Raw genomic sequence first — 24,324 nt, 5'->3', positions numbered from 1 at the left:
GAAGCCCGGTCGTTAAGCCGGGCTTCCTTGTTCCGGAGATGGTCAGATGGCGATCAGGGAGCGAAATCACCGGGTTGAACCTCTGCCATCTTTTTCTCTGAGGCAGATGTTAAGTCAGCCGCGGTCTTCCCCTTCGTTCGATTGAGTACACGACGCAATTGGTTCACCGCCGTCCTGTAAAGATCCTCTCGAATTTGGTGCAATGTTGCACCATCGGTCGCCACGATCCGAACTTTCACTGACGTGATGTGCGCAACGTCGCCTCCACCGACGAGCTTGTCATCTTCAACGAAAACGACGGTCCCAAATACCAGACCATCCGCGCCGGTCCGTTGGTTGATGTCCACAATCTCGAAATCGGATTCTCCAATCGGCATTCTTGCCTCCCGTTTAAATGGCGGTTGAAACGGGTGCAGCGTACCACGGATCGGCTCTGCATCAGCCTCCGCGCATCTCGATCGTGCAGTATTTGGGCTTCTGCAGACAGAAGATCATCCGCTCACGCTGCGTGGACAGCGGGCCGACATACCACGTCGGTTCGGCTTCAAGCGTCCACTTCACGATGACGATCGGCTCGGCCGTGGCAGTCTGCACATGCGCTGGCGCCGGTTCTGCTGTCTGCTCCTGCACCGGCCGGCCGGACACGCGTTCCTCGTACCCGTCACCTGCTCTGGGAAGGATCAGAGTAACAGGGATCACCAGAGCAGCAGACACGGCGACACTGGCGAGAAATGTCCGAAGCTCAGTTCTGCGCTCTTGCTCGATCATCGTTGAACATCCTTGAACAATTCATTGAGTAATTACAGTACAGAGCAACCCCAATTGTCAAATCCGGCGCTGGTCTCTGCCTCCCTGGCGCGGCATGGACATACAACAGACGCAATCACTGGCCCAAATCCACTCCACTGCACTTCACAACACGAGTTGCGAGTGGTGCCGGTGCCGACAAGACGGGTGCCGTCACGCTGTCACAGACAAAAAGCACCGCAAGATCAAGCACTTGCCGGAAATGACACCACGTTGTCGGTTTTGGGAGAGAGAAGGTGTTGCAGGTGCATTCCCCACACCTCCAAAGCACGCTTCTTCTCCACGTCGAACCTGTGCCGTGCGTACGTTGCCGTGATCCCGACGTGCCGGCGCTGCGAATGTGCCAGCACGGCGCCGATGACCATGAAGTCGATGCCGATGCGGGCCATTCCGGTTGCAGCGGTGCGACGCAGATCGTGCACTGTCCACTCAGGCATGGCCTGTGCATCGGCCGGGTCCGCCCCGTGACGCTTCATGTCCTCGCGTCGCGCGTCGAGAATGAGTTTGTCGATGCGTGACTTCGCCCGGCTCCACCCGCTGACAGGCGTTGTGCCGTTCGTGGTGAACACATGCACGCTGGGCTTGGGCGGGTTCGTGTCCGGCTGATGCATCATCGGTGCCGCCGCGAGTTCGGCCTGTCCCAGCGAGGACAACGCAATGACGTGCGGCAGGCCGGCTTTCATGCGTTCGGCCTTGATGACGATGCTCTCACCGTCCGGTGCAACCTCCGTGCGCTCCAGTTCTGCAATCTCGCTGCGACGTGCCGCCGTGACCATCAACAGACGGAACACATTGCCGAATGGCCAGCCCAGCTTGCCCGCTGCGTGCCAGACTTCCACAAGCTCCGCATCGGACAGCACACGGTCTTTCGCCGTCTCTTGCGTGACCGGTGCGACGCGCTTCACCACGTTCGTCGTCACGATGTCGCGCTCCATGGCCCAATCGAACAGCTTGTGGAGCACCGTGCGCGTGCGATTTGCCGACACGGGCGCGTGACTGAGCATGTCGTCCAACAGCGCGCGCACATCCGCAGCCGTCACGTCCTTGACCAGCTTCTTGCCGAGCACTGGCACGACGTTCTTGCGCAGCAGGCGTTCCGCTTCCGGTGCGCCGCCACGCATGTTGCGCTTGATGTGCTTCTCGGTGAAATCGTCCACCAACTGTGCGACGGTGACGGCTGTCCGTGCCGTCTCCGCTTCCGCCTTGCGTGCCGCAACGGGATCTTCGCCACGCTGCACCATCTTTGCTGCGTCGCCTGCATGCTCGCGTGCCAGCGCAACGCCCATGCCGGGCCACTGGCCGAGTGACAGACGCTTCTGTGCGCCGTTGATGCGATACACGAATGACCATGACCGGACATCCGTGCTCGACACGCGCAGCACCAGACCGGGCATCACTGCGTCGTACACCTGCACACGTCCCGTCTCCGGTGCGCGCATCTTCCTCACTGACTCTTCTGACAGCCGCTTGTTCGCCATGTCCGTCTTTCCCTCGGGGTCACACCTGGGGTCACATTTCGGTGCAGTGACCAGCGATGTTCCGTGTGAACTCGTGAGAGACAGATTGCGCTGGACATGGCGGATTGTCACGTGTTCGGCGCACGTCGTGCGATGCAGTGCGATGTCATGAAATACAAGAGCAGCGGTTTTGTAAACCGAAGGTCGCGGGTTCGACCCCTGCATCCGGCACCATTTTTGGCTTCCGCGGGCTGCGGCGGCGCTCTCTACGCTTTTCGCAGCGTCCCCATTTCTGGTGTAGGCTGGCCGACAGCCATCGACAGTTCTGGCCGATAGATGACCGACAAGCCCGACAACGTCGTTCTGGATCTGCTCCGTGCGATCCGCGGTGACATCGCCGAGGTCAAGACCGACCTCGGCGAACTGAAGGAACGCGTCGGCAATCTGGAGAGCCAGTATGCCAGCGTGTCCCGGCGGCTTGACCGGATGGCCGGTGACATCGAGCGGATCAAGAAACGCCTCGATTTGGTCGAGGTATAGGCCAGCCCTATCCTCGCCGGCGCCCCGTGCCGGGCGTGACAGATCAGGATCGGCCGCCTATCCTGCCCCCCGTGTTTCCAAGCATGTCCGGGAGTTTACAGGCGTTTCCGGGCACATCAGGTTTCCGGGGGGATTTTGATGCAGAATTCTACCATCCGCCGCGCCTGCTTCGTCTGCGGCTCGACCGAGGGCGAGACGGTGTTCGAGACGGCGATGTATGTCTGCGGCCTCGGCCGCGTCACCTACGCCCTGCGCTGCTGCTCCGATTGCGGCCTGACGCTGCAGGACCCCGCGGTGTCGCCCGAGACCATGCTGCGCCAGTACCAGACCTTCTCGAACTACACCGTCTTCGGCGGCGGCGAGCCACCGCTGATCGACACCGCCCGGCGGATGATCGCCATGATCCAGGCCGACGGCGTGCGGCCCGGCCGGATGTACGATGTCGGCTCCTCCAGCGGGTCGATGCTCTGGCATTTCCGCAAGCTGGGCTGGGCCGTCGCCGGCTGCGACCTGTCGCCCAAGGCGGTCGAGCAGGCGCGCGAGCGCAACGGCATCGAGGTCGATCTCGGCGGCGACGAGGAGGCGCTGCCGCATCGTCCCGGCCAGGATCTGATCACCTTCTCGCATGTGCTGGAGCACATCTACGACCCGGCGGCGACGCTGCGGCGGGTGCATGCGGCCCTGGCCGAGGGCGGGCTGCTGCTGCTCGAGGTGCCGTGCCTGGCCGCGCCGGAGGTGAACCCGCCCGGGCTGTTCATGATGGAGCACGTCAACTATTTCGACGAGACGTCGCTGGACAACCTGCTGGCCCGCAGCGGCTTCGGCATCCTGCAGGCGCCGGTCACGGTCGAGCACTACCCCTATCCCGTGATCACCGTGCTGGCCCGCAAGCAGGCGCCGCAGCCCGACCGGCCGCTGGTCGGCGGCTTCGAAAAGAACCGCGCCTTCTGCGAGGCCTATGGCCAGGTCGAGAAGCGGCGCTGGGGCGCAGTCGAGGAACGGCTGCAGGCCGGCATCCGGCCGGGCGAGGAGGTCTATGTCTGGGGCGCCGGGCTGCACACCTCGACCATGCTGGAACGCACCTCGCTGGAGCGCCATGCGCGGATCCTGGCGATCACCGACCGCGACACCCAGAAGCACGGCCACAGCGTCGGCCGCCATGCCGTGATCGCGCCCGACGACGTGCTGCGCAGCGGCCGCAAGGTGGTGATCTCCAGCTTCCCGTCCGAGCGCCAGATCGGCGAGGGGCTGCTGCAGGCGGGTGTGCCGCGGGACATGATCGTGTCGCCACACGGGCAGTTCGCGGGGTAGCCCTGACCCTCAGGCCGGACGCGGCGGCGGAGCGCGCCTGAGCCGCACCACGGCGGCGTCGAGCGCCGACAGGAAGGTGGATTTGTCCTTGGCCACCATCGGCTTGTTGCCGCCGCCGACCGTGCCCATGGCGCGCAGATCGGCCATCAGCGCCCGGCTGGCCAGGGCCATGCCGATCGATTCCTTGGTGAACGGCCGGCCGGTGTTGCCGATCACCGTGGCGCCCGACTTCAGGCAGCGGTCGGCCAGCAGGATGTCGGCGGTGACCACGATGTCGGTCGGCCCGCAGCGCTCGGCGATCCAGTCGTCGGCGGCGTCGAAGCCGTCGCTGACGATCACCAGTTGGATCCGCGGGTCGCGCGGCACCAGCACCCCGCCATTGGTGACGACGAAGACGTCCAGCCCGTAGCGCTCGGCGACGCGGTAGATCTCGGCCTTCACCGGGCAGGCATCGGCGTCGACGAGGATGCGGATCGGGTCGGTCACGGGCGGCGGCACGCTTGCGGTCGGGACCGGAACCATAGCGGCGGCGGGGCCGTTGGTCCAAGCGCTGTTCCCCGCTCCATTTCCAAGGTCCCAGCGTCTCCAGAATGGCCGACACCGCAGCCCCCGCCCCTTCTCCACCCGACGAGGCGCGGGCGAACGGGCTGCGCTATGTCTCCGACACCGATCCCGGCATAAGCCGGCGCCGGTCCGGCACGGGCTTCGCCTACCGCATGCCGGACGGCAGCCCGGTGCGCGACCGGGACACGCTGGCCCGGATCCGGAAACTGGCGATCCCGCCGGCCTACACCGATGTCTGGATCTGCCTGAACCCGCGCGGCCATCTGCAGGCCAGCGGGCGCGACCAGCGCGGCCGCAAGCAGTACCGCTACCATGCGCGCTGGAAGAAGGCGCGGGCGGAGACCAAGTACAACCGCATGCTCGCCTTCGGCCGCGCCCTGCCCCGCATCCGCAAGCGGGTCGACGCCGATCTCGCCGAGCGCGGCCTGACCCGCACCAAGGTGCTGGCCGCGATCGTGCGCCTGCTGGAGGCAACGCTGATCCGCATCGGCAACGACGAATACGCCAAGGCGAACAAGAGCTTCGGCCTGACCACCCTGCGCAAGCGCCATGTCGATGTCGAGGGCGGTGCCGTGCGCTTCGAGTTCAAGGCCAAGAGCGGCCGGCTGCACCGCGCCGCCTTCCGCGACCGCCGCATCGCCCGCATCGTCCGGTCCTGCCAGGACCTGCCCGGCCACCGGCTGTTCCAATATGTCGACGACGCGGGCGAGCGGCATGCGGTCGGCTCAGACGACGTCAACGACTATCTGCGCGAGATCGCGGGCCAGGAGTTCACCGCCAAGGACTTCCGCACCTGGGCCGGCACGCTGCTGGCGGCGCAGATCCTGGCCTCGGATGCGGAGCCGGAGGCGCCGCCGACCAAGGCCGCGGTGGTGCGCTGCATCGAGCAGGTGGCGGTCCAGCTGGGCAACACGCCGGCCGTGTGCCGGGCCTGCTACGTCCACCCCGGAGTGGTCGGCGCCTTCCTCGACGGCGACCTGGCCGCGACCCTGCGTTGGCCGCCCGGCGACGATCCGGACGGCCGCCGCGGCGAGGCCGCGCTGCTGCGCTTCCTGAAGCGGCTGGAGGTCGGGACCTCCGGCCGCGCATGACCTCTTCCTTACAAATCGTACAGGCCGGGGAAACGGCTTGACCGCTTCGCTCCGCGGCGCGATATCGCCTGGGTCGAGGCCAGTTCCCGACGCAACCAAGGACCCGCCGCTCCGATGAGCACGCCCAGTCGACCTAGCGCGACTTTGCCGGCGCCGACGCTGCGAGCCTGACCCTCCGGGTCCGGTTCACCCCGTCGCGCGGCCAAGCCGCGCCGGTGTGAGGTGAACCCGATGAAGCACCAGTCTTTCCACCATCATCCGTCCTATCGGCGCCTCTCCCTGGAGGGGAACGACCGAAGGCCAGTCTGACGCCGGCACATCGCCGGCCGTTCCGCACCGCGCGTCCCCGACGATGCGCGGCGATTGCGACTGCCTGCCTTCCGGACGGACATCATGGCCTTTCACACTCCCGCCCGCGTGGATCAAACCAGACGCGTGGCTTCCACGCGTCTGGATAATTTGATCCACAACTCAACAGTTGGTGGTTCGACTTGGGTCGAACCACGGGCCGAGCGTCCGCGCACCCTGCCCAATCTCTGGGACCTGGTGGCGTTCTCCCTCGTCTTCGGCGCCATCGTGCTGGTCGCCCATGGCGGCCGCGCCACCCTGGCGCCGCTGGCCGGCCTCGAGCAGACGCCGATCTCGCTCGACCCCCTGGCGCTGCCCGAATACGCGCTGCGCACCACGCTGCGCATGCTGGCGGCGATCGTCGCCTCGCTGGTCTTCACCTTCGTCTACGCCACCGCGGCGGCCAAGAGCCGGCGGGCCGAGATGGTGCTGATCCCACTGCTCGACATCCTGCAGTCGGTGCCGGTGCTGGGCTTCCTGTCCTTCACCGTGGTCGGCTTCATGGCCCTGTTCCCGGGCCAGGTGCTGGGCGTCGAGTGCGCCGCGGTGTTCGCCATCTTCACCTCCCAGGCCTGGAACATGACCTTCAGCTTCTACCAGTCGCTGAAGACCGTGCCGCGCGACCTGGACGAGGCCAGCCGCAGCTTCCGCCTGTCCTCCTGGCAGCGCTTCTGGCGGCTGGAGGTGCCCTTCGCCATGCCCGGCCTGGTGTGGAACACCATGATGTCGATGTCGGGCGGATGGTTCTTCGTGGTGGCGTCGGAGGCGATCTCGGTCGGCGACACCACGATCACGCTGCCCGGCGTCGGCTCTTACGTCGCCCGGGCGATCGACCAGCGCGACCTCGCCGCCGTCGGCTGGGCCGTGCTGGTGATGGGAGCGGTGATCCTGGCCTATGACCAGCTGCTGTTCCGGCCGCTGGTGGCCTGGGCCGAGAAGTTCCGGTTCGAGCAGTCGGCCGGCGCCACCCGGCCGCGCTCCTGGCTGCTGACCCTGGTGCAGCGCACCCGGCTGTTCCAGCTGGCGCTGTCGCCGATCGGTTTCGTGACCCGCACCGTGTCGCGCCGGCGCTTCGCCTTCATCCCGGCCGGGACCATCGACGACGGCATGATGGCCCGGATCTGGTCCAGCCGCTGGGCCGATCGGGGCTTCATCGCCCTGCTGCTGGCGGCCATCGCCTATGCGCTGTGGCAGATCGTCGGCTTCGTGGCGACGGAGCTGAGCTGGGGCGATGCCGGCGAGGCGCTGGTGCTCGGCACCTACACCCTGATCCGGGTGGTGGTGCTGATCGCGCTGGCGACGCTGGTCTGGGTGCCGATCGGCGTCTGGGTCGGCCTGCGCCCGCGCGTCGCCGAGCGGGTGCAGCCGCTGGCCCAGTTCCTGGCCGCCTTCCCGGCCAACATCGCCTTCCCCTTCGCGGTGGTGGCGATCGTCCGGCTGGGCCTGAACCCCGACATCTGGCTGGCGCCGCTGATGGTGCTGGGCACCCAGTGGTACATCCTGTTCAACGTCATCGCCGGCGCCAGCGCCTTCCCGACCGACCTGAAGGAGGCGGCGGCCAGCTTCCGCATCGGCGGCTGGAACTGGTGGCGCAAGGTGATCCTGCCCGGGATCTTCCCCTACTACGTCACCGGGGCGATCACCGCCTCGGGCGGGTCCTGGAACGCCAGCATCGTCGCCGAGGTGGCGAGCTGGGGCGACACCACGCTGACCGCGCATGGCCTCGGCGCCTACATCGCCCAGGCCACCGCCGCCGGCGACTATCCGCGCATCGTCCTCGGCATCGCCGTGATGTCGGTCTTCGTCTCGCTGTTCAACCGGCTGCTGTGGCGGCCGCTCTTCACCTTCGCCGCCCGCCGGCTGCGCCTCGACTGAGGGCCAAGACCATGTACCAGACCATTGCCAATACCCCGGCCACGCAGGTGGCCAACGACAACCCGGTGCTGATCGACATCGCCGGCGTCCGGCAGGCCTATCACAAGGGCGACAACGACCTGCTGGTGCTCGACGACGTGTCGATGAGCATCCGCGAGGGCGAGATCGTCGGGTTGCTCGGCCGCTCCGGCTCCGGCAAATCCTCGCTGCTGCGGATCATCGCCGGGCTGGTGCCGCCCAGCGCCGGCCGGGTCAGCTGGTGCGGCCGGCCGGTCGCCGGCCCGTCCGAAGGCTTGTCGATGGTGTTCCAGAGCTTCGCCCTGTTCCCCTGGCTGTCCGTGCTGCAGAACGTCGAGATCGGGCTGGAGGCCCAGGGCATCCCGGCGGCGGAGCGGCGGCGGCGGGCGCTGGAGGCGATCGACCTGATCGGCCTCGACGGCTTCGAGAGCGCCTATCCGAAGGAGCTGTCGGGCGGCATGCGCCAGCGCGTCGGCTTCGCCCGCGCCTTGGTGGTGCATCCTCGGCTGATGCTGATGGACGAGCCGTTCTCCGCGCTCGACGTGCTGACGGCGGAGACGCTGCGCACCGACCTGATCGACCTGTGGATGGAGGGCCGGCTGCCGATCAAGTCGATCCTGATGGTGACGCACAACATCGAGGAGGCGATCCTGATGTGCGACCGCGTTTTGATCTTCTCCGCCAACCCCGGCCGGGTGGCGGCGGAGATCCGGATCGACCTGCCGCATCCGCGCAACCGGCTGGATCCGGAGTTCCGGCGGATGGTCGACGACATCTACGCCCGGATGACCAACCGCAGCCCAGCGGAGAAGGCCGGGCCGAAAGCAGCCGGCGGCTTCCCCGGCACCGGCATCGGCATGGAGCTGCCGCATGTCTCGACCAACCTGATGTCCGGCCTGATGGAGGCGCTGGCCGCACCGCCCTATAACGGCCGGGCCGACCTGCCGGATCTGGCGGCGACGCTGCAGATGGAGGCGGACGAGCTGTTCCCGATCGCCGAGACGCTGCAGCTGCTGCGCTTCGCCGAGCTGGCCGACGGCGACATCCACCTGACCGAGCACGGCCGGCTGTTCGCGGAGTCCGACGTCGACCACCGCAAGCGGCTGTTCGCAGCGCATCTCCTGGCGCATGTGCCGATCGCGGCGCTGATCCGGCGGGTGCTGGACGAACGGCCGAGCCACCGCGCCCCCCGGCTGCGCTTCACCGAGGAGCTCGAGGATTTCATGTCCGAGGACCGGGCTGAGGAAACTCTTCGTGCCGCCGTCTCCTGGGGCCGCTACGCCGAGCTCTTCGCCTATGACGGCGAAAGCGGCCAATTCAGCCTGGAGGACCCGGTTTAGAGACGGCGCTCTTGCTTTGCTTCTCCCGTTTGCGGGAGAGGTCGGAAACGCGAAGCGGCTCCGGGTGAGGGCTCTTTGTCGAGGCCTGTGCCAACCCTCACCCGGTCTCGCTGCGCGAGCCCGACCTCTCCCGCCACGCGGGAGAGGTAACGCGAAGGACTGGATCTTCGGCTCCGGTCAGCGGCGGCGGCGGAAACCGCCCCCGCCGTCGAACCGGCCGCCGCGGTCGAAGCTGTCCAGTCGCTGCCCGCCGAGGTCGCGCGCGCCGCGCTGGCGGTCGAGGCCGCCGAGCTCGTCGTTGTTGCGCTGCACCGGCTGCCAGCCGTTGGAGTCGTGCTTCTGCCAGCCATCATCGGTGTGCTGGTAGACGTTGCCGTCATGGCCGGCATAGACGTTGCCGTCGTTCCAGGCCACGCCGGATCCGGTCTTGCGATCGACGACAGCGCCCTTGCTGTCGACCGACCGGTCGCCGTCCCGCACATTGCCCGTCACCGTGGTGCTGGCGGCCCCGGCCACGCCGGTCCGCGTGTTGACGCCGGCGACCTGGCGGCCGGCCTGGTAGTCGCCGGTGTCGACATTGCCGGTGATGCCGGCCCGGCCGGCGGCGGCGACGCCGGTCGAGGGGTTGGCGAAGGAGCCCTGCCGCCCCGCCGCATAGCCGCCGGTGTTCCAGTCGAACGCCCCGGCCCGGCCGGCCTGGCCATGGGCGCCGGTGTAGGGGTTGAAGCCGGAGACGTGGCTGCCGCTCCAGCTCGTGTCGGTCCAGCCGTTCCAGCCGCTGGCATGGGTGACCGTGCCCTCGCCCCAGCGGCCGTAGACATTGACCTGATTGACGTCGACATGACCCCAGTTGACGTAGTGGCCGTCATAGCCCCAATACGGACCCCAATAGGGCGAGGCCGAGCCCCACAGCGCCCCGGCCGCGAAGCCGAAGGCGAAGCCCGTCGCCGTGCCCAGGCCGAAGCCGGCGCCATAGCCATAGGTCGCCGGATAGCCGTACCAGACATCGCCCGCGACATAGGCCGGGTAGGCGTAGCCGGTGCCGTAGACCACGGTGCCGGCGGGGCTGACGACGACGCCGAGATAGCCCGGCGTGTAGCCGACCACGACCGCCTCCGGCGTCGCCGAGTAGATCCGGACATAGGTGACGTAGTGCAGCGGCGACGCCGCCGGGATGGTGTAGATCACCGCCGGCACCGCATCGGCCACGCGCCACGGCCCGGCCGGCACCAGGGCGACGAACCACACTCCCTTCGACACCGCGTAATAGTGCTCCGCATCGACCCGGATGACCGGCACCGGCGTGTTGGCGGCGTAGGCGAGCGGCGTGCCCGCGATCGGCCGGAACTCCGGCACGTCGCCGGCATAGGACACCCTGAGGCTCGCCTGGCTGCGCGAGACCGTTGCGGTCTGCGGAATGGAAGCCGCGATCGCCGCCTCCTTGGCCTGCGGCGTTCCGGCGACCGAGACCAGCACATCGGCCTTCGGGTCGTCGGGCGAGATCCTGGCGAAATCGGCCGGCAGCGAATCCGGCGGCACGAAGCGCCACGGCCCGTCCAGCCCGGTCGATTTGAACCAGCGGCCGGAGATCAGCACGTAAGTGCCGTTGCTGGACGGATCGACGAAGACGGCATGGTCGGCATTGGTCATGGTCAGCAGGCCGACCCCGGCCACGGGCGCGATCTGCGGCGGTCCGCTGGTGACGACCAGCTCGGTCGGCTGGGTGACGACCAGCAGGGAGGGCGGCGTCGCCGGCGGCTTGCCGTCCTCCGGCAGCAGCGGGTCGGGCGCGGCGGACTGGGCGGCTGCCTTCGCCGCCGCCTGCAGCGCGGCCGATGGCACTGCCGTCACCACCCAGGTGCCGCTCAGCGCCGATGCCGCATACCAGGACCCGGCGGCCTGCACATGGAAGGTCGTGCCCTCCTGCAGGATCAGGGCGCGGGCGTTCACCACCCGCTGATAGCCGGCCGCCCCTTCCACCGGGCGCAGCACCGGATCGCCGTCGATCGACACCAGCACGGTCGGTGTATTGGCGAAGACGATCCTCGGCGGGTCGTTCTGCACCGGCACGCCGGCCTGCTTGGCGATCTCCTGCTGCGCGGCGTAGCTGGTCTGCAGATGGTCGAGCGCGACGGTCATGCCGTCCGCCGGCAACCGGGCCTGCAGCGCCTTCTGCAGCTCCGGCGCCTTGTCGGGTGCGGTCGGCACCTCGACCGCGTCGATGGTGATGTCGCGCAGCCGGACCAGTCCGGCGGTCTTGTCGATGTCGGTGTCGGCGCTGAACCGGGCGACGCCGTAGACCGGCTGGCCGTCCTTGGCGCCGATGGCGATGGCGGCCCGGCCGGAGAGGCGGTCGCCGCTCCAGTTCTCGATCTGCGGCTGGTAGATCTCGACCCGCTGGTCGCCCTGGTCGAAGTCCCGCGGCCAGGACAGCTGGGTGGCGGTGTCCGGAGCGGCGGCATCCTGGGCCGAAGCCGGGATCGCGGCGAAGCTCAGAATCGCGGCCGTCACCGCCGTCATCAGCCAATATCGTGGCATGGCGTCCTACCCTGTTCGGTCACTATGGGCCCGGCCTCACGGGCGGGCGGGTCAAATCGATTCAGATTCGATTGATTGATTGTGACCGAACAGGATGGGTCCTGCATCCTTCCTTTTCGACCGGCGGTGCCGTCAGCGCGGGAAGCGCAGCAGCGACTCCAGCCCCTTCTGGCCGCGGGCCAGCAGCCGGGCCCGGGCGTCGCCCTGCGGCGGGTCGCCGGCGGCGCCGCGCAGCACGGCCAGCAGCCGCTCCAGCACCAACTGCGCCTCGCCGTCGTGCTGGTTGCAGGGGTCGAGGTAGACATAGCCGTGCTCGACCTCGTGGTCGCGGACGATCACCGGCGGTTCGCCGGCGGCCAGCCGGTCGGCCAGATCCCAGGCGGCGAGGCCGGCCTTGGCCGGATCGATCGTCACCTTGAGGCGGTCGAGCGGGTTGTCGGTCGGGTCCGGCTCGATCACCGCGGTCACGCCGGGCAGCCCGGCCAGGCCCTCGTGCCACAGCTTCAAGTGCCCGTCTTCGCGCGCCCGCGCCGCGGCGTGGTCGCGCTTCTCCCAGGCGTCGAGCGCGGCGATGGTGCCGACCACGCCCTCCTTGCCGACCTTCATCCCGCGGCCGATGCCCCGGTTCTGCAGGAAGGCGGCGCGCACCAGATCCTCGCGCCCGGCGACGATGCCCGCGGTCGGCCCGCCCAGGAACTTGTGCGCGCTGTAGATGACGAGGTCCGCGCCCTTGGCGAGGAAGCCGGTCAGGTCGTATTCCGAGGCGGCGTCGACGATCACCGGCACGCCCTTGGCGCGGCAGATCGCGGCGAACTCCTCGAGCGGGATCTGGCCGTACTGCACGACATGGTGCGAGACCACATAGAGCGCTGCGGCCGTGTGCCCGGTGATAGCGCCGTCCAGCTGGTAGCCCGCGGCCGCGGTGGCGGTGCCGACCGGCACCACTCTGGCGCCGGCCAGCCGCACCGCCTGGTCGACCGGGGCGCCGTAGCTGACCATGTGGCCGACCTGCAGCAGCACCTCGGTCTTCGGCAGGCCCGCCGTGTCCGGCAGCCGCTCGATCGCCAGCAGGTCGTCGCCGGTCATGGCGCCGGCCACGGCCAGGCTGATCCCGGCCGAGGCCGAGGCGGTGACGAAGCCGGCCTCGGTGGCGCAGGACTTCGCGATCCGGGCGCTGGCCTTGCGCTGCAGGTCGGTGATCTCGACGAATTGCGGCAGGATCTCGGCCACGGCCTGTACCGCCTCAGGCACCACGATCGAGGCGCCCAGCGAGGTCATGGTGCCGGAGACGTTGATTACCGGGCGCAGGCCCAGGCGGCGGCGGATATCCTCGTTCGACTTCATGGCTGCACTTCCTCGGGCGGTCTGGCGGACGGGATGGGTTCTGGCGCTACTCCCCCGCTGTCATTGGCGGGCTTGACCCGGCAATCCAGAAGATGTCGAGACCCTCTGGATGCCCGGGTCAAGCCCGGGCATGACAATAAAGGGGACCGGGTCAGGGCCATCGGCATCACCGAGCAAACTCGACGACGGCTTCGATCTCGACGGTGATCTGGCGCGGCAGCGACCCCATGCCGACGGCGGAGCGGGCATGGCGCCCGATCTCCGGCCCGAACAGCTCGACGAACAGGTCGGAGCAGCCGTTGATCACCTCGGGATGATGCTCGAATTCCGGCACGGCGTTGACCATGCCGAGCAGCTTGACGATGCCGGTGATGCGGTTGAGGTCGCCCAGTGCCTCCTGCATCACCGCGATCAGGTTGATCCCGGTCAGCCGGGCATGGCGATAGGCGGCCTCGCGGTCGACGGTGGCGCCGACCTTGCCGCGATGCAGGGTGCCGTCAGCCTCCAGCGGCCCCTGCCCCGACAGGAACAGGAGCTGGCCGGAGATCCGGTGGGTCTCGAAATTCGCGACCGGCGGCGGCGCCTTGGGCAGCGTGATGCCGAGCGCGGCAAGGCGGTCGTAGACGTTGGGCATGGTCAGTCCGTGGTCGTGTTCGTTTGATCGTTCAGTTCGGCGTCGCGGATGCAGGCGACGAAGCGCCCGGGCTCGCGCTCCGCCAGCGGCGGCACCGCCTGGGCGCAGGCCTCCACCGCCATCGGGCACCGGGTGCGGAAGACGCAGCCGGAGGGCGGGGCGATCGGGCTGGGGATGTCGCCCTTCAGGATGATGCGGTCGCGCTTCGCCCGCGGGTCGGGCACCGGCGCGGCCGACAGCAGCGCGTGGGTGTAGGGGTGGCGCGGCCGGTCGTAGACCAGCCGGGTCGGCCCCTTCTCCATGATCCGGCCGAGATACATCACCACGATCTCGTCGCAGAGATAATCGACCACCGCGAGGTCATGGGCGACGAACAGCAGGGTCAGGCCGAGGTCGCGCTGGATGTCCTGGATCAGGTTCAGCACCTGGGCCTGGACCGAGACGTCGAGGGCCGAGACCGGCTCGTCGGCGACGATGAAGTCGGGCTCCACTGCCAGGGCCCGGGCGATGCCGATGCGCTGGCGCTGGCCGCCGGAGAATTCGTGCGGGAAGCGGCGCTGGTGATCGGCGTTGAGGCCGACCCGCTCGAGCAGTTCGCCGATCCGCTGGCTGCGGCGGCCCTTGGCCAGGCCGTGGGTGTCCAGCGCCTCGCCCAGGATCTCGGCCACGCTCATGCGCGGGTTGAGGCTGGCATAGGGGTCCTGGAACACGATCTGCATCCGCCGGCGCCAGGCGCGGAAGGCGCGCTCCGGCAGGGCGGTGATGTCGGTGCCGTCGAACATGACGCGGCCAGCGGTCGGCTCGATCAGGCGCAGGATGGCGCGGCCGGTGGTGGTCTTGCCGGAGCCGGATTCGCCGACCAGCCCGACGATGCTGCCGCGCCGGATCGACAGGCTGACGTTTTCCACGGCACGGACGACACGGCCGCCGCCGATCGGGAAATGCACCGACAGGTTCTGCACGTCGAGCAGCGGCGCGGCGGGATCGATTTGGGTGCGGAGGGCGGCGGCAGTCACAGCAGGTCGGTCCTCCGGCAACGGGAGCGGTGGCCGGCCTGCACCGCGGCGAGGTCCGGCACCGTGGCCTCGCAGGCATTCTCGGTGAAGGGGCAACGCGGGGCGAAGGCGCAGCCGGGCGGCAGGGCCATGACGCTGGGCACCGTGCCCGGGATCGGCTGCAGCCGGGCGTCGTCATGCCGGCCGCCGGTGCGGGCGTTCGGGATGCAGGACAAGAGGCCGCTGGTGTAGGGGTGGCGCGGCCGGTCGAACAGGTCGAGCACCGGCGCCTCCTCGACCACCCGGCCGGCATACATCACGGCGACACGGTGCGCGATCTCGGCCACCACGCCCATATATTGTGGGTGACGAACAGGATCGACATGCCGATCTCGGCCTGCAGCCGGCGCAGCAGGTCCAGGATCTGGGCCTGGATGGTGACATCCAGCGCCGTGGTCGGCTCGTCCGCGATCAGCATCGAGGGGTTGCAGGACAGGGCCAGCGCGATCATCACCCGCTGGCGCATGCCGCCGGACATCTGGTGCGGATAGTCGTTCAGCCGCGACGCCGCCGCCGGGATCTCGACCAGGTCCAGCATCTCACGGGCCCGCGCCATCGCCTTCGCCCGGCCGGTGCCCTCATGCAATTGCACCGCCTCGGCGATTTGGTCGCCGATGGTGAACAGCGGGTTCAGGCTGGTCATCGGCTCCTGGAAGATCATCGCGATCTCGGCGCCGCGCAGCTTCCGCAGCAGCGACTGGGACGCCTGCGCCAGATCGTGGGTCGTGCCCTTGCTGTCGCGGAAGCGGATGGCGCCGCTCTCGATCCGCCCGGCCGGCTTGGGCAGCAGCCCCATGATCGACAGGCTGGTGACCGACTTGCCGGAGCCGCTTTCGCCGACGATCGCCAGCGTCTCGCCGCGCGCCAGGTCGAAGGAGACGCCGTCGACCGACTTGGCGACGCCGTCCCGGCTGTGGAACCAGGTCCGCAGATCCTCGACCGCGAGGACGATGTCGCGGCTGCTGGCGCTCATCCGTGGATCGCCGAGTCGAACAGCCGGGCCGCCCTGACCGATCTGGTGCCGAGGATGGCGTGGCGCGGCGCGAACAGCTTGTCGAGCGTGGCGCTGTCGCCGGAGGAATCCGGCAGCGTCACCGACGCATCCTCCAGCCCGAAGACGGTGAGGTCCGCCTCCGCCCCCACCTTCAGATTGCCTTCGGCCGGCAGCCCGACCACCGAGCGCGGGCGGGTGCTGGCGGCGGCCACGACCTCGGCGAAGGGCATGCCGACGGCCAGCAGCTTCGACATGGTGGTCGCCATGTCCCAGACCGGGCCTTCGATCGAGCGCAGATGCAGGTCGGTGGAGATCGAGAAGGGATGCAGCCCGCGCTCGATCCCGGCCCGCGCCACCTTGAAGGAGAAGGAGGCGCCGCCATGCCCGACATCGAGCCGCACCCCGGCCGCGGCCACCTGCTTGGCGATGCCGAACAGCTCCTCGTCCTCCAGGATGTTGCCGCCCGGCTTGCCGTGGAAGCAATGCGTGAGGACATCGCCGGGGGTCAGCACCTCCAGCACCTCCTCCAGCAGCGGCGGCGGCTCGCCGACATGGACCATCAGCGGCAGGCCGCTGATCTTCGCCACCTTCTTGGCGATCTTCACCGGGGTGATGCCCCAGGCACCGGTCACGGTGCTGCAGGCCCGGCACTTGATGCCGCGGATGATGTCGCGGTTGGCCTCGATCACCGCCAGCGTGCGGGTGATGTCGATCGAGCGCTGGTCGATCAGCTCGCTGACCCGGTTGCAGGCGACCAGGCCGATCGAGCCGATGTTGAGGAAGGCGACCACCCGCTCCGCCGCCGGCTCGGCGATGAACTCGCGGAAGCCGACGAAGTTGCCCTCGCCGGCCGAGCCGGCGTCGACGATGGTGGTGACGCCATGCGCCAGCCCGCCCTGGGACGGGCGGATCGAGATGTCGGTGCCGCCGTGATAGACATGGGCATGCAGATCGGCCCAGCCGGGCGACACCCAGCCGCCCTGGGCGTCGACGATCTCGGCCCCGGCAGGGGCGTCGATCCCCTGCCCCACCGCGGCCACCCGGCCATCGGCGATCAGGATGTCGATCGGGGTATCACCGGAGTGATCGGGGAAGCCGACCGGACGGGCGGCGCGGATCAGGACAGGCATCACAGTTCCTTGCGCAGGCGGGGGTCGAGGATGTCGCGCAGGCCGTCGCCGACCATCTGCAGCGACACCACCGACAGCACGATGGCGAGGCCGGGGAAGACCATCATCCAGTCGGCCGAACCCATGTATTGCTGGCCGGCATTGATCATGGTCCCCCAGGTGGGGATTTCGGGCGAGACGCCGACGCCGAGGAAGGACAGGCCGGCCTCGGCCAAAATGGCATAGGCGAAGATGAAGGTGCCCTGCACCAGGATCGGCGACCACAGGTTGCGCAGGACATGGGCGGTGACGATGCGCCAGGTCGAGACGCCGAGCGCCCGCGCCGCCTCGACGAAGGGCAGCTCGCGGATCACCAGGGTCGAGGCGCGGACGATGCGGGCCAGGCGCGGCGTGTAGACGATGCCGAGCGCGAGGATGACGTTGACCAGCGACGGCCCCAGCGCCGCGACCAGCGAGATCGCCAGCAGGATGTCCGGGAAGGCCATCATCGCGTCGATCACCCGGGCCACCACCTTGTCGGCCGGCCGGAAGAACCCGGCGACGAGACCGAGCACGATGCCCAGCACCGAGGACAGGATCACCACCGCGAAGCCGACGAACAGCGACAGCCTGCCGCCATAGACGGCGCGGGTGAAGACGTCGCGGCCGAACTCATCGGTGCCGAACCAATGCGCCGCGCTGGGCGGCTTCAGCCGGTTCACGATCGACAGCTTCTGCGGTGCGTAGCCGGTGATGTACGGCGCGAAGGCCGCGGCCAGGACCAGCACGACCAGGATGATCAGGCCGATCAGCGCGGTCTTGCGGCGGACCAGGAGGCGGGCGAGCTTCATGCGCTCGCCGGCAACCGAGATGGAGGCGGTGGCGGCCATCAGGTGCGCACCCTGGGGTCGACGAAGAGGTACAGCAGGTCGATGACGAGGTTGATCAGGACGTAGAGCGCCGCGATCACCAGCAGCGCCCCCTGGATCACCGGGTAGTCGCGCCGCAGCACGCCGTTGACCACGAGGTTGCCGACCCCCGGCAGGCCGAACACCGTCTCGGTCACCACCGCGCCGGAGACCAGCAGCGCCGTGGTCAGGCCGATCACGGTCAGGATCGGGATCAGCGCGTTCTTCAGCGCGTGCTTCAGCACCACCTTGCGCTCCGGCAGTCCCTTGGCCCGGGCGGTGCGGACATAGTCGTCGTTCAGCACGTCGAGCATGCTGGCCCGGGTGAAGCGGGTGATAAGAGCCGAATTGACCAGACCAAGCACGATCGCCGGCAGCACCAGATGGGTCATGCGGTCGAGGAAGCCGGCGCCCGGCCCGCCATAGCCGGCCACCGGAAACCAGCCGAGCTTGACCGAGAAGATCTGCATCAGGATCAGGCCCAGCCAGAAGCTGGGGATGCTGGCGGTGAGCATCGACACGGTCAGCACCGACTGGTCGAGCAGCGAACCGCGCCAGACGGCGGAGGCGATGCCGACCGGCAGCGCGATGGCGACCGCGATCAGCATCGACAGCAGGGTCAGCATCAGCGTCGGCTCGGCCCGGTCGCCGATCGCCTCCAGCACCGGCTGGTTCAGGAAGATCGACTGGCCCAGGTCGCCGACCGCGATCTGGCCGAGCCAGCCGACATACTGCACCGGCAGCGGCTGGTCGAGGCCGAGCTTGGCCCGCAGCTCGACGACATCCGACGGCTGTGCATCCGGCCCCAGCATCACCGCGGCGGGGTCGCCCGGCGTCACCCGGATGATGACGAAGACGACCGTCGCCACGATGAACATCACCGCGACCATGCCGATCAGGCGATTGACGATGTAGGAGAGCATGAGGTCAGCGCCCTCCGGGGAGCGTGAAACGCCCCTCCTCTCCTGTCATTGCCGGGCTTGACCCGGCAATCCAGGGGCCACCGAGAGCGGCTCTTGCCGCCCTGGATGCCCGGGTCAAGCCCGGGCATGACAGGAAAAAGAAATGGCGCGACACCAGAACAGACCTCACTTCTCCACGTAGGCGTTCCAGAAATACGGCCACGGGGCCGGGGTCACGCCCTGCAACGCCTTGGACTTGGCCGAGAGGGCGTTGAAGTCGCCGACCTTGATCAGCGGCACCTCGTCGGCCATCACCTGCTGCACGCCGGCCCAGAGCTTCACCCGCTCGTCCTGCGTCAGCGCCTGGTTGAAGGCGCCGACCGCCTTGTCCTTGGCCGGCGTGTCCCACCAGCCCGGCGAGCCCTTGGCCAGGGCGCCGATCAGCGCCGGCTCCGGCAGGAACGGGCTGTGGCTGATGTAGATCTCCCACAGGGCCGGGTCGGTCCGGCGCTGGGTCAGCGTCGCCCAGTCGGTGACGTCGACCTGGACCTGGAAGCCTGCGGCCTTCAGGTATTCCGCCGCCACCAGCGCCATCTTGTAGTGGAACTCGTATTGCCGGCTGGTCAGGATTCGGATCGGCGTCTTGCCGTCATAGCCGGCCTCCTCGAGCAGCTTCTGCGCGCCCTCGGCGTCGCCCTTGTTGTAGATTTCGGTGCCGACCTCGCTCCGCCACGGATAGCCCTCCGGGTACATCGCGGCGTCGAGGGTGTAGAAATCGGTGCTGCCGAAGGCGGCGGCCAGCATGTCCTCCTCGTTCAGCGCCAGCTGCACGGCGCGACGCAGCTTCAGGTCGCTGAGCAGGCCCTGCTTGGTGTTCATGACGAAGACCGGCCAGCCGAAGGGCTTCAGGATGATCGGCTCCGACGCGCCGGCCTTGATCTTGTCGACGGCCTCGACCGGCAGGGAATCGGTGTAGTCGAACTGGCCGGCCACCGCGCCTTCGATCCGGGTGTTGGCGTTCGGCACCGGGGTGAAGCGGATCTCGTCGAGATACTGCTTGCGGGCGCCGCCATAGCCGTTCGGGTCGCCCTCGCGCGGCTTGTAGCCGTCGAAGCGGACCAGCTGGATGTACTGGTCCGGCACCCGCGCCTTCAGCATGTAGGGGCCGCTGCCGATCGGGTCCTTCATCTCCGGCGCGATCTTCTCCGACGGCACGATCACCGCCGCGCTGTTGTTGAAGGCCAGCAGCGCCAGCAGCGGTGCGAAGGGCTGCTTCAGCGAGATTCTGATGGTGGAGGCGTCGACCTTCTCGATCGCCTCGATGTTGCCGGCGGCCAGCTTCCCGCGCGACGCCACCTCGGTCCAGCGCTTCAGCGAGGCGACGACGTCGTCGGCGTCCAGCGCCGAGCCGTCATGGAAGGTCAGGCCCTGGCGGATCTTGATGGTGTAGACGCGGCCGTCGGCGCTGATTTCCGGCATGGCATCGGCGACCAGCGGCGTGACGCCCCAATTGGCGTCGAAGGTGTAGAGCGTCTCGAAGATGTGCTGGGTGATGATGCCGACCAGGTCGGCGGTGCTGACCATCGGGTCCAGCGTCGGCGGCTCGCCGATCGTGGCCACGGTGATCGTCCCGCCCTTGGCCGGCGCAGCCATGGCGCCTGAGGATATCGGCAGGATCGCGAGCGCGATCAGGCCCAGAATTCCCGACGTCATTCGCAGCATTGACTCCCCCTGTCGTGAGTTTCTACTATTCCGTTATTAGGAAGCATCATCTTCCGTTGCGGAATACGCTAGGACCATCGCGACAGGGACGTCAACCCCATCCGATCGAGGCGAGCGGCGGAAAGGCTCGGAGATTGACCGCCATGCAAGGCAAAGCCTAGCTTCAGACAAACGAGAGCTATACCACTCGGCCGGAGCATCGGCCGGGAGAGACGGGACGGGAATCATGGTGGAAGCAGCGGCTGCCAAGGCCGACAGGGCGAGCGAGCGCAGCCGGGTCAGCGGCATCGAGCGCGCGGTGCAGATCTGCGATCACCTGCTGGCCATGGGCCGCCCCCTCACCGCCTATGACGTGTCCAAGGCGCTGGGCGCGCCGATGTCGACGATCTACGGCGTGGTCGATTCGCTGCTGCGCCAGGACCTGCTGTCGCGCGACGGCGACGGCCTGTTGTGGTTCGGCCCCCGCCTCTACCATTACGGCTTGGCCTATGGCCGCAGCCTGAACCTGCTGGAGACCGCGTCGCAGGAGATGCGGGAGCTCAGCCGGCTGCTGGGCGAGACCGTGCAGGTCTGCGGCCGCGACGACGGCCATATGGTGGTGCTGGCCATGGCCGAGCCGTCCGGGCACTTCCGGGTGTCGTCCAAGGTCGGCACCCGGGTGCCGCTGAACTGGACCGCCTCCGGCCGCCTCCTGATCGGCCACCTGCCCTGGCCGGAGCGGATCGAGCTGATGCGCCGGGTCGCCCAGCCCTCGCCCACCGGCATGGCCGAGACCGACCCGGAGGCGCTGTGCCGGATCGCGGAGGCGGCGCTGGCCGAGAAGCTGGCGATCCAGCTGAGCGAATCCGACTTCGCCGTCGCCTGCATCGCCGCGCCGATCTGCACCCCGAACGGCGATTGCGACGCCACGATCAGCGTCGTGCTGCCCGAGCAGAAGGCGCGCGAGCGCGAGCGCACCTACAGCGTCGCGGTGCAGGAAGCGGCGAGCCGGATCGAGCGGCTGCTCGGCTGGACCGCCTGAGCCGGCGGGCTAGCGGTGCCGGGCGGCGAGGTCGCGGGCGACCGGGTCCACCGTCTGGTCGAAGGCCGCGGCCTCCGCCACCGCGGTGCGCAGCGCGCGCCGCTTCTGGGCGATATAGGCCGCGCCGGTGATGCCGGATGGAGCGGCCGGGTCGTCGTGGCGGAAGGCCCGTTGCGCCCGGCTGGCCGCCTGCGCCGCCTGCTTGGCCCGCGCCACCTGGCGTGTGAAATCGCGATCCATGGCGATCTCTCCCTCGGTTCGGGATGCGGCTGCAACCGCATCGGATCGAATTCGGCAATCGGGGAACGCACGCCCCGGCGGCGGGGTTCCCCGACGGGACCTTGGCATCGACGGTGGCGGAAGTCGAGCCACGCCCACGAAGTCCCGCCGCGACCTCCGCAATTGCCCGATCCGGCCTCCGCGGAAAAAAATCAATAATTAAGATAATTTGCCTACAAACAATTTCCAAGCTCTCTAAACATCATACATCTTATTTTATGTGAGATGAATTTTCTGACGCAAAGACTGTCAGAAAATTCTAATATCCGTTTGCGATCAACAGCGGTAAGCGCGACTTGCTAGCTGAATGGCAGCCGCGCCGCGCATTTTTGTTGAACATCGCGAGAAGAAATGCCCAACTGTAGCGCCCACTTCATATCGGGCCCAGATCATAGTGGGGAGGAATATTCATGGCCACCTTTACCGGCAGCAACAGCGCCGAAGTGCTACCCGATCTCATCATCGGCCCGGTCCAGGGCCTCGGCAACGACTTCGTCGACGCGCTCGGCGGCGATGACGTCGCCATCGGCTGGTCCGGCGACGACGTGATCCGCGGCGGCGCCGGGGCGGACGTGATCATCGGCGGCCTGCTCAACGCGGCCGGCATCATCACGCTCTCGGGTATCGATGCGGCGGACTACACCACTTCCCTCGATGGCGTGACCATCGACCTTTCGACCCTCGTCAGCCTGACCCTGCCGATCCTGGGCATCAACATCCAGCTCACCGGCGCCTCGGAGGGCTTCGGCGGCGACGCCCAGGGCGACTATCTGGTCGGCATCGTCAACCTGATCGGCTCCAACACCGGCGGCGACAACCTCAGCGGCAGCGCCGCCGCCAACACCATTAACGGCCAGGGCGGCAACGATACGCTCGACGGACAGGGCGGGAACGACATCCTCCTCGGCGGCGCGGGGGACGACACGCTCATCGGCGGCGGCGGTGCCGATTCGCTGCAGGGCGGCGCCGGCACCAACGACACCGCGGACTATTCCGGGTCGGCCTCGCCGGTCACCGTCAACCTGACCACCGGCACCGGCACCGGCGGCGATGCCCAGGGCGACACCCTGACCGGCATCGAGCGCGTGATCGGGTCGGCGGACAACGACACCCTCATCGGGTCGGCCGGCGACGACACTCTCATTGGCGGTGCCGGGGCCGACGCGATCACCGGCAACGGCGGCGTCGACACGGCCGACTATTCCGGCTCGGGCGCCGGCGTGACCGTCGACCTGACCGCCGGCACCGGCGTGGGCGGCGACGCCCAGGGCGACACGCTGAGCGGCATCGAGAATGTCGACGGCACGGCCTTCGTCGACCACCTGTACGGCAATGCCTCGGACAACACCCTCAACGGCCGCGAGAGCAACGACACGCTTCGCGGTGGCGCCGGCGCCGATGTGCTGAACGGCGACGCGGGCTCGGACTTCGCCAATTACCAGGGCTCGGCGACTGCGGTTACCGTCAACCTGCTGGCCGACACCGCCAGCGGCGGCGACGCCACCGGCGACCAGCTCAACAGCATCGAGAACCTGTACGGCTCCAGCAACGACGACTTCCTGACCGGCGACAACGCCCGCAACATCATCGGCGGCGAGCTCGGCAACGACACGATCGTCGGCAATGCCGGCGACGACGCGCTCGCCGGCGAGGGGGGCAACGACAGCCTCGACGGCGGCGACGGTGCCGATCGCCTGGTCGGCGGCGACGGCGCCGACATCGCCAATGGCGGAGCCGACAACGACTCGGTCGACGGCGGTACCGGTGACGACACCCTCAATGGCGGCGCCGGGGACGACACCATCACGGGCGGCGCCGGCATCGACACGATCAACGGCAATGACGGCAACGACTACATCGAGGGCGGAGCCGGGGCCGACACGATCGATGGCGGCGCCGGCATCGACACGGCGTCCTACGCCAATTCTACCGAGGGTGTGGTCGTCCACCTCCAGGCCGGCACCGGCCTCTTCGGCGATGCCGATGGCGACACCCTGGTCGGGGTCGAGCAGGCGATGGGATCGGGCTTCAACGACACTATCGCCGGCACCGCAGGCAACAACACGCTCTGGGGCCTGGCCGGAAACGACCAGCTCAATGCCGGAAACGGTGCCGACACGCTGAAGGGCGGCGCCGGCAACGACACCTTTGTCTATACCAGCATCGGCGAGAGCACCGTGGCGGCGTCGGGCAGGGACACGATCACGGACTTCACGACCGGCGACAAGATCGACCTGTCCGTGATCGACGCGAATGGTGCCGGCCCGGGCGACACCGCCTTCACCTTCGGCACCGGCGCCTTCACCGGCGCGGCTGGCGAGATTCGGGTGGTGGCGTTGTCCAACGGCTACCAGGCCGTCTATGGCGACACCACCGGCGACAAGCTCCCGGACTTCGCCATCGTCGTCTTTTCCGACCACGCGCTGACTGCCAGCGACTTCGCGCTCTGAGTCCCCTCGGGCATACC

22 protein-coding genes are annotated in these 24,324 nt (G+C 68.3%); 7 read left to right on the top strand and 15 right to left on the bottom strand.

Annotation, left to right across the window (positions count from 1 at the left end):
* Positions 1-53 precede the first annotated feature (53 nt).
* The 3 genes from QFZ27_RS23425 to QFZ27_RS23415 form a co-directional block, all read right to left on the bottom strand.
* Complete coding sequence (locus QFZ27_RS23425; RefSeq protein WP_429228879.1) at positions 54-377, bottom strand: hypothetical protein; 324 nt, start codon at positions 375-377, stop codon at positions 54-56.
* 61 nt (positions 378-438) lie between these two features.
* Positions 439-768 carry a hypothetical protein gene (locus tag QFZ27_RS23420; RefSeq protein WP_429228878.1) on the bottom strand — a complete coding sequence of 110 codons (330 nt, stop codon included), beginning with the start codon at positions 766-768 and terminating at the stop codon, positions 439-441.
* 224 nt (positions 769-992) lie between these two features.
* Complete coding sequence (locus QFZ27_RS23415; RefSeq protein WP_429228877.1) at positions 993-2,285, bottom strand: tyrosine-type recombinase/integrase; 1,293 nt, start codon at positions 2,283-2,285, stop codon at positions 993-995.
* Between the two features lie 315 nt (positions 2,286-2,600).
* Between QFZ27_RS23415 and QFZ27_RS23410 the strand changes: the two genes are divergently transcribed.
* Positions 2,601-2,804, top strand: coding sequence for a hypothetical protein (locus QFZ27_RS23410; protein WP_429228876.1), 204 nt, complete (start codon positions 2,601-2,603; stop codon positions 2,802-2,804).
* Between the two features lie 138 nt (positions 2,805-2,942).
* Positions 2,943-4,115: a class I SAM-dependent methyltransferase gene (locus QFZ27_RS23405; protein WP_429228875.1), complete on the top strand. Its 1,173-nt coding sequence runs from the start codon at positions 2,943-2,945 to the stop codon at positions 4,113-4,115.
* Positions 4,116-4,124: 9 nt separating this feature from the next.
* Here QFZ27_RS23405 and QFZ27_RS23400 read toward each other — a convergent pair whose 3' ends face one another.
* Positions 4,125-4,589, bottom strand: coding sequence for a YaiI/YqxD family protein (locus QFZ27_RS23400; protein WP_429232485.1), 465 nt, complete (start codon positions 4,587-4,589; stop codon positions 4,125-4,127).
* A 116-nt stretch (positions 4,590-4,705) separates the two neighbouring features.
* Between QFZ27_RS23400 and QFZ27_RS23395 the strand changes: the two genes are divergently transcribed.
* From QFZ27_RS23395 to QFZ27_RS23385, 3 genes are all read left to right on the top strand, one after another.
* Positions 4,706-5,770 (top strand): DNA topoisomerase IB, encoded by a 1,065-nt coding sequence (locus tag QFZ27_RS23395; RefSeq protein ID WP_429228874.1) that lies wholly within the window; start codon positions 4,706-4,708, stop codon positions 5,768-5,770.
* 546 nt (positions 5,771-6,316) lie between these two features.
* Positions 6,317-7,993 carry an ABC transporter permease gene (locus tag QFZ27_RS23390; RefSeq protein ID WP_429228873.1) on the top strand — a complete coding sequence of 559 codons (1,677 nt, stop codon included), beginning with the start codon at positions 6,317-6,319 and terminating at the stop codon, positions 7,991-7,993.
* 11 nt (positions 7,994-8,004) lie between these two features.
* Positions 8,005-9,351 carry an ABC transporter ATP-binding protein gene (locus tag QFZ27_RS23385; protein WP_429228872.1) on the top strand — a complete coding sequence of 449 codons (1,347 nt, stop codon included), beginning with the start codon at positions 8,005-8,007 and terminating at the stop codon, positions 9,349-9,351.
* A 177-nt stretch (positions 9,352-9,528) separates the two neighbouring features.
* On the opposite strand, the gene QFZ27_RS23380 is transcribed toward QFZ27_RS23385, so the two are convergent.
* From QFZ27_RS23380 to QFZ27_RS23335, 10 genes are all read right to left on the bottom strand, one after another.
* Complete coding sequence (locus tag QFZ27_RS23380; protein WP_429228871.1) at positions 9,529-11,871, bottom strand: hypothetical protein; 2,343 nt, start codon at positions 11,869-11,871, stop codon at positions 9,529-9,531.
* 150 nt (positions 11,872-12,021) lie between these two features.
* The gene (locus QFZ27_RS23375; RefSeq protein WP_429228870.1) at positions 12,022-13,233 is read right to left on the bottom strand and encodes an aminotransferase class V-fold PLP-dependent enzyme; all 1,212 of its coding nucleotides are present in this window, start codon (positions 13,231-13,233) and stop codon (positions 12,022-12,024) included.
* 166 nt (positions 13,234-13,399) lie between these two features.
* Positions 13,400-13,867, bottom strand: coding sequence for a RidA family protein (locus tag QFZ27_RS23370; RefSeq protein WP_429228869.1), 468 nt, complete (start codon positions 13,865-13,867; stop codon positions 13,400-13,402).
* Positions 13,868-13,869: 2 nt separating this feature from the next.
* Complete coding sequence (locus QFZ27_RS23365) at positions 13,870-14,883, bottom strand: ABC transporter ATP-binding protein (protein WP_429228868.1); 1,014 nt, start codon at positions 14,881-14,883, stop codon at positions 13,870-13,872.
* Positions 14,880-15,209 carry an oligopeptide/dipeptide ABC transporter ATP-binding protein gene (locus tag QFZ27_RS23360; RefSeq protein WP_429228867.1) on the bottom strand — a complete coding sequence of 110 codons (330 nt, stop codon included), beginning with the start codon at positions 15,207-15,209 and terminating at the stop codon, positions 14,880-14,882. Before QFZ27_RS23360 ends, QFZ27_RS23365 begins: the two co-directional genes overlap by 4 nt.
* Positions 15,179-15,895 carry an ABC transporter ATP-binding protein gene (locus QFZ27_RS23355; protein ID WP_429228866.1) on the bottom strand — a complete coding sequence of 239 codons (717 nt, stop codon included), beginning with the start codon at positions 15,893-15,895 and terminating at the stop codon, positions 15,179-15,181. The genes QFZ27_RS23360 and QFZ27_RS23355 overlap by 31 nt, the downstream gene beginning before the upstream one ends.
* Entirely contained in the window at positions 15,892-17,046 is a 1,155-nt protein-coding gene (locus QFZ27_RS23350; RefSeq protein ID WP_429228865.1) for an amidohydrolase/deacetylase family metallohydrolase, read from the bottom strand. Before QFZ27_RS23350 ends, QFZ27_RS23355 begins: the two co-directional genes overlap by 4 nt.
* Positions 17,046-17,915: an ABC transporter permease gene (locus QFZ27_RS23345; protein ID WP_429228864.1), complete on the bottom strand. Its 870-nt coding sequence runs from the start codon at positions 17,913-17,915 to the stop codon at positions 17,046-17,048. The genes QFZ27_RS23350 and QFZ27_RS23345 overlap by 1 nt, the downstream gene beginning before the upstream one ends.
* A complete protein-coding gene (locus QFZ27_RS23340; protein ID WP_429228863.1) occupies positions 17,915-18,856 on the bottom strand; it encodes an ABC transporter permease in 942 nt (313 codons plus the stop codon). The genes QFZ27_RS23345 and QFZ27_RS23340 overlap by 1 nt, the downstream gene beginning before the upstream one ends.
* 165 nt (positions 18,857-19,021) lie before the next feature.
* Entirely contained in the window at positions 19,022-20,548 is a 1,527-nt protein-coding gene (locus QFZ27_RS23335; protein WP_429228862.1) for an ABC transporter substrate-binding protein, read from the bottom strand.
* Between the two features lie 235 nt (positions 20,549-20,783).
* Here QFZ27_RS23335 and QFZ27_RS23330 point away from each other — a divergent pair, with 235 nt between their 5' ends.
* Positions 20,784-21,578, top strand: coding sequence for an IclR family transcriptional regulator (locus QFZ27_RS23330; RefSeq protein ID WP_429228861.1), 795 nt, complete (start codon positions 20,784-20,786; stop codon positions 21,576-21,578).
* Between the two features lie 9 nt (positions 21,579-21,587).
* Here the strand turns inward: QFZ27_RS23330 and QFZ27_RS23325 are convergent, their stop codons facing one another.
* A complete protein-coding gene (locus QFZ27_RS23325) occupies positions 21,588-21,818 on the bottom strand; it encodes a hypothetical protein (protein WP_429228860.1) in 231 nt (76 codons plus the stop codon).
* Positions 21,819-22,267: 449 nt separating this feature from the next.
* On the opposite strand from QFZ27_RS23325, the gene QFZ27_RS23320 reads away from it, so the two are divergent.
* On the top strand, positions 22,268-24,307 hold the full coding sequence (locus QFZ27_RS23320) for a calcium-binding protein (protein WP_429228859.1): 2,040 nt from the start codon (positions 22,268-22,270) through the stop codon (positions 24,305-24,307).
* Positions 24,308-24,324: the final 17 nt, after the last annotated feature.

Origin of the sequence: Inquilinus ginsengisoli (genome assembly GCF_050434925.1) — a bacterium.
Taxonomy (GTDB): Bacteria; Pseudomonadota; Alphaproteobacteria; order DSM-16000; family Inquilinaceae; genus Inquilinus; species Inquilinus ginsengisoli_B.
Note: the sequence above shows the minus strand (reverse complement) of the source record. Positions and strands in the feature narration are given on the sequence as shown.

Excerpts from the sequence above, each read along its gene's own strand:
- QFZ27_RS23425 (WP_429228879.1), bottom strand. The coding sequence starts at position 377 with ATGCCGATTGGAGAATCCGATTTCGAGATTGTGGACATCAACCAACGG.
- QFZ27_RS23420 (WP_429228878.1), bottom strand. The coding sequence starts at position 768 with ATGATCGAGCAAGAGCGCAGAACTGAGCTTCGGACATTTCTCGCCAGT.
- QFZ27_RS23415 (WP_429228877.1), bottom strand. The coding sequence starts at position 2,285 with ATGGCGAACAAGCGGCTGTCAGAAGAGTCAGTGAGGAAGATGCGCGCA.
- QFZ27_RS23410 (WP_429228876.1), top strand. The coding sequence starts at position 2,601 with ATGACCGACAAGCCCGACAACGTCGTTCTGGATCTGCTCCGTGCGATC.
- QFZ27_RS23405 (WP_429228875.1), top strand. The coding sequence starts at position 2,943 with ATGCAGAATTCTACCATCCGCCGCGCCTGCTTCGTCTGCGGCTCGACC.
- QFZ27_RS23395 (WP_429228874.1), top strand. The coding sequence starts at position 4,706 with ATGGCCGACACCGCAGCCCCCGCCCCTTCTCCACCCGACGAGGCGCGG.
- QFZ27_RS23385 (WP_429228872.1), top strand. The coding sequence starts at position 8,005 with ATGTACCAGACCATTGCCAATACCCCGGCCACGCAGGTGGCCAACGAC.
- QFZ27_RS23380 (WP_429228871.1), bottom strand. The coding sequence starts at position 11,871 with ATGACGGCGGTGACGGCCGCGATTCTGAGCTTCGCCGCGATCCCGGCT.
- QFZ27_RS23375 (WP_429228870.1), bottom strand. The coding sequence starts at position 13,233 with ATGAAGTCGAACGAGGATATCCGCCGCCGCCTGGGCCTGCGCCCGGTA.
- QFZ27_RS23370 (WP_429228869.1), bottom strand. The coding sequence starts at position 13,867 with ATGCCCAACGTCTACGACCGCCTTGCCGCGCTCGGCATCACGCTGCCC.
- QFZ27_RS23355 (WP_429228866.1), bottom strand. The coding sequence starts at position 15,895 with ATGAGCGCCAGCAGCCGCGACATCGTCCTCGCGGTCGAGGATCTGCGG.
- QFZ27_RS23350 (WP_429228865.1), bottom strand. The coding sequence starts at position 17,046 with ATGCCTGTCCTGATCCGCGCCGCCCGTCCGGTCGGCTTCCCCGATCAC.
- QFZ27_RS23345 (WP_429228864.1), bottom strand. The coding sequence starts at position 17,915 with ATGGCCGCCACCGCCTCCATCTCGGTTGCCGGCGAGCGCATGAAGCTC.
- QFZ27_RS23340 (WP_429228863.1), bottom strand. The coding sequence starts at position 18,856 with ATGCTCTCCTACATCGTCAATCGCCTGATCGGCATGGTCGCGGTGATG.
- QFZ27_RS23335 (WP_429228862.1), bottom strand. The coding sequence starts at position 20,548 with ATGACGTCGGGAATTCTGGGCCTGATCGCGCTCGCGATCCTGCCGATA.
- QFZ27_RS23330 (WP_429228861.1), top strand. The coding sequence starts at position 20,784 with ATGGTGGAAGCAGCGGCTGCCAAGGCCGACAGGGCGAGCGAGCGCAGC.
- QFZ27_RS23325 (WP_429228860.1), bottom strand. The coding sequence starts at position 21,818 with ATGGATCGCGATTTCACACGCCAGGTGGCGCGGGCCAAGCAGGCGGCG.
- QFZ27_RS23320 (WP_429228859.1), top strand. The coding sequence starts at position 22,268 with ATGGCCACCTTTACCGGCAGCAACAGCGCCGAAGTGCTACCCGATCTC.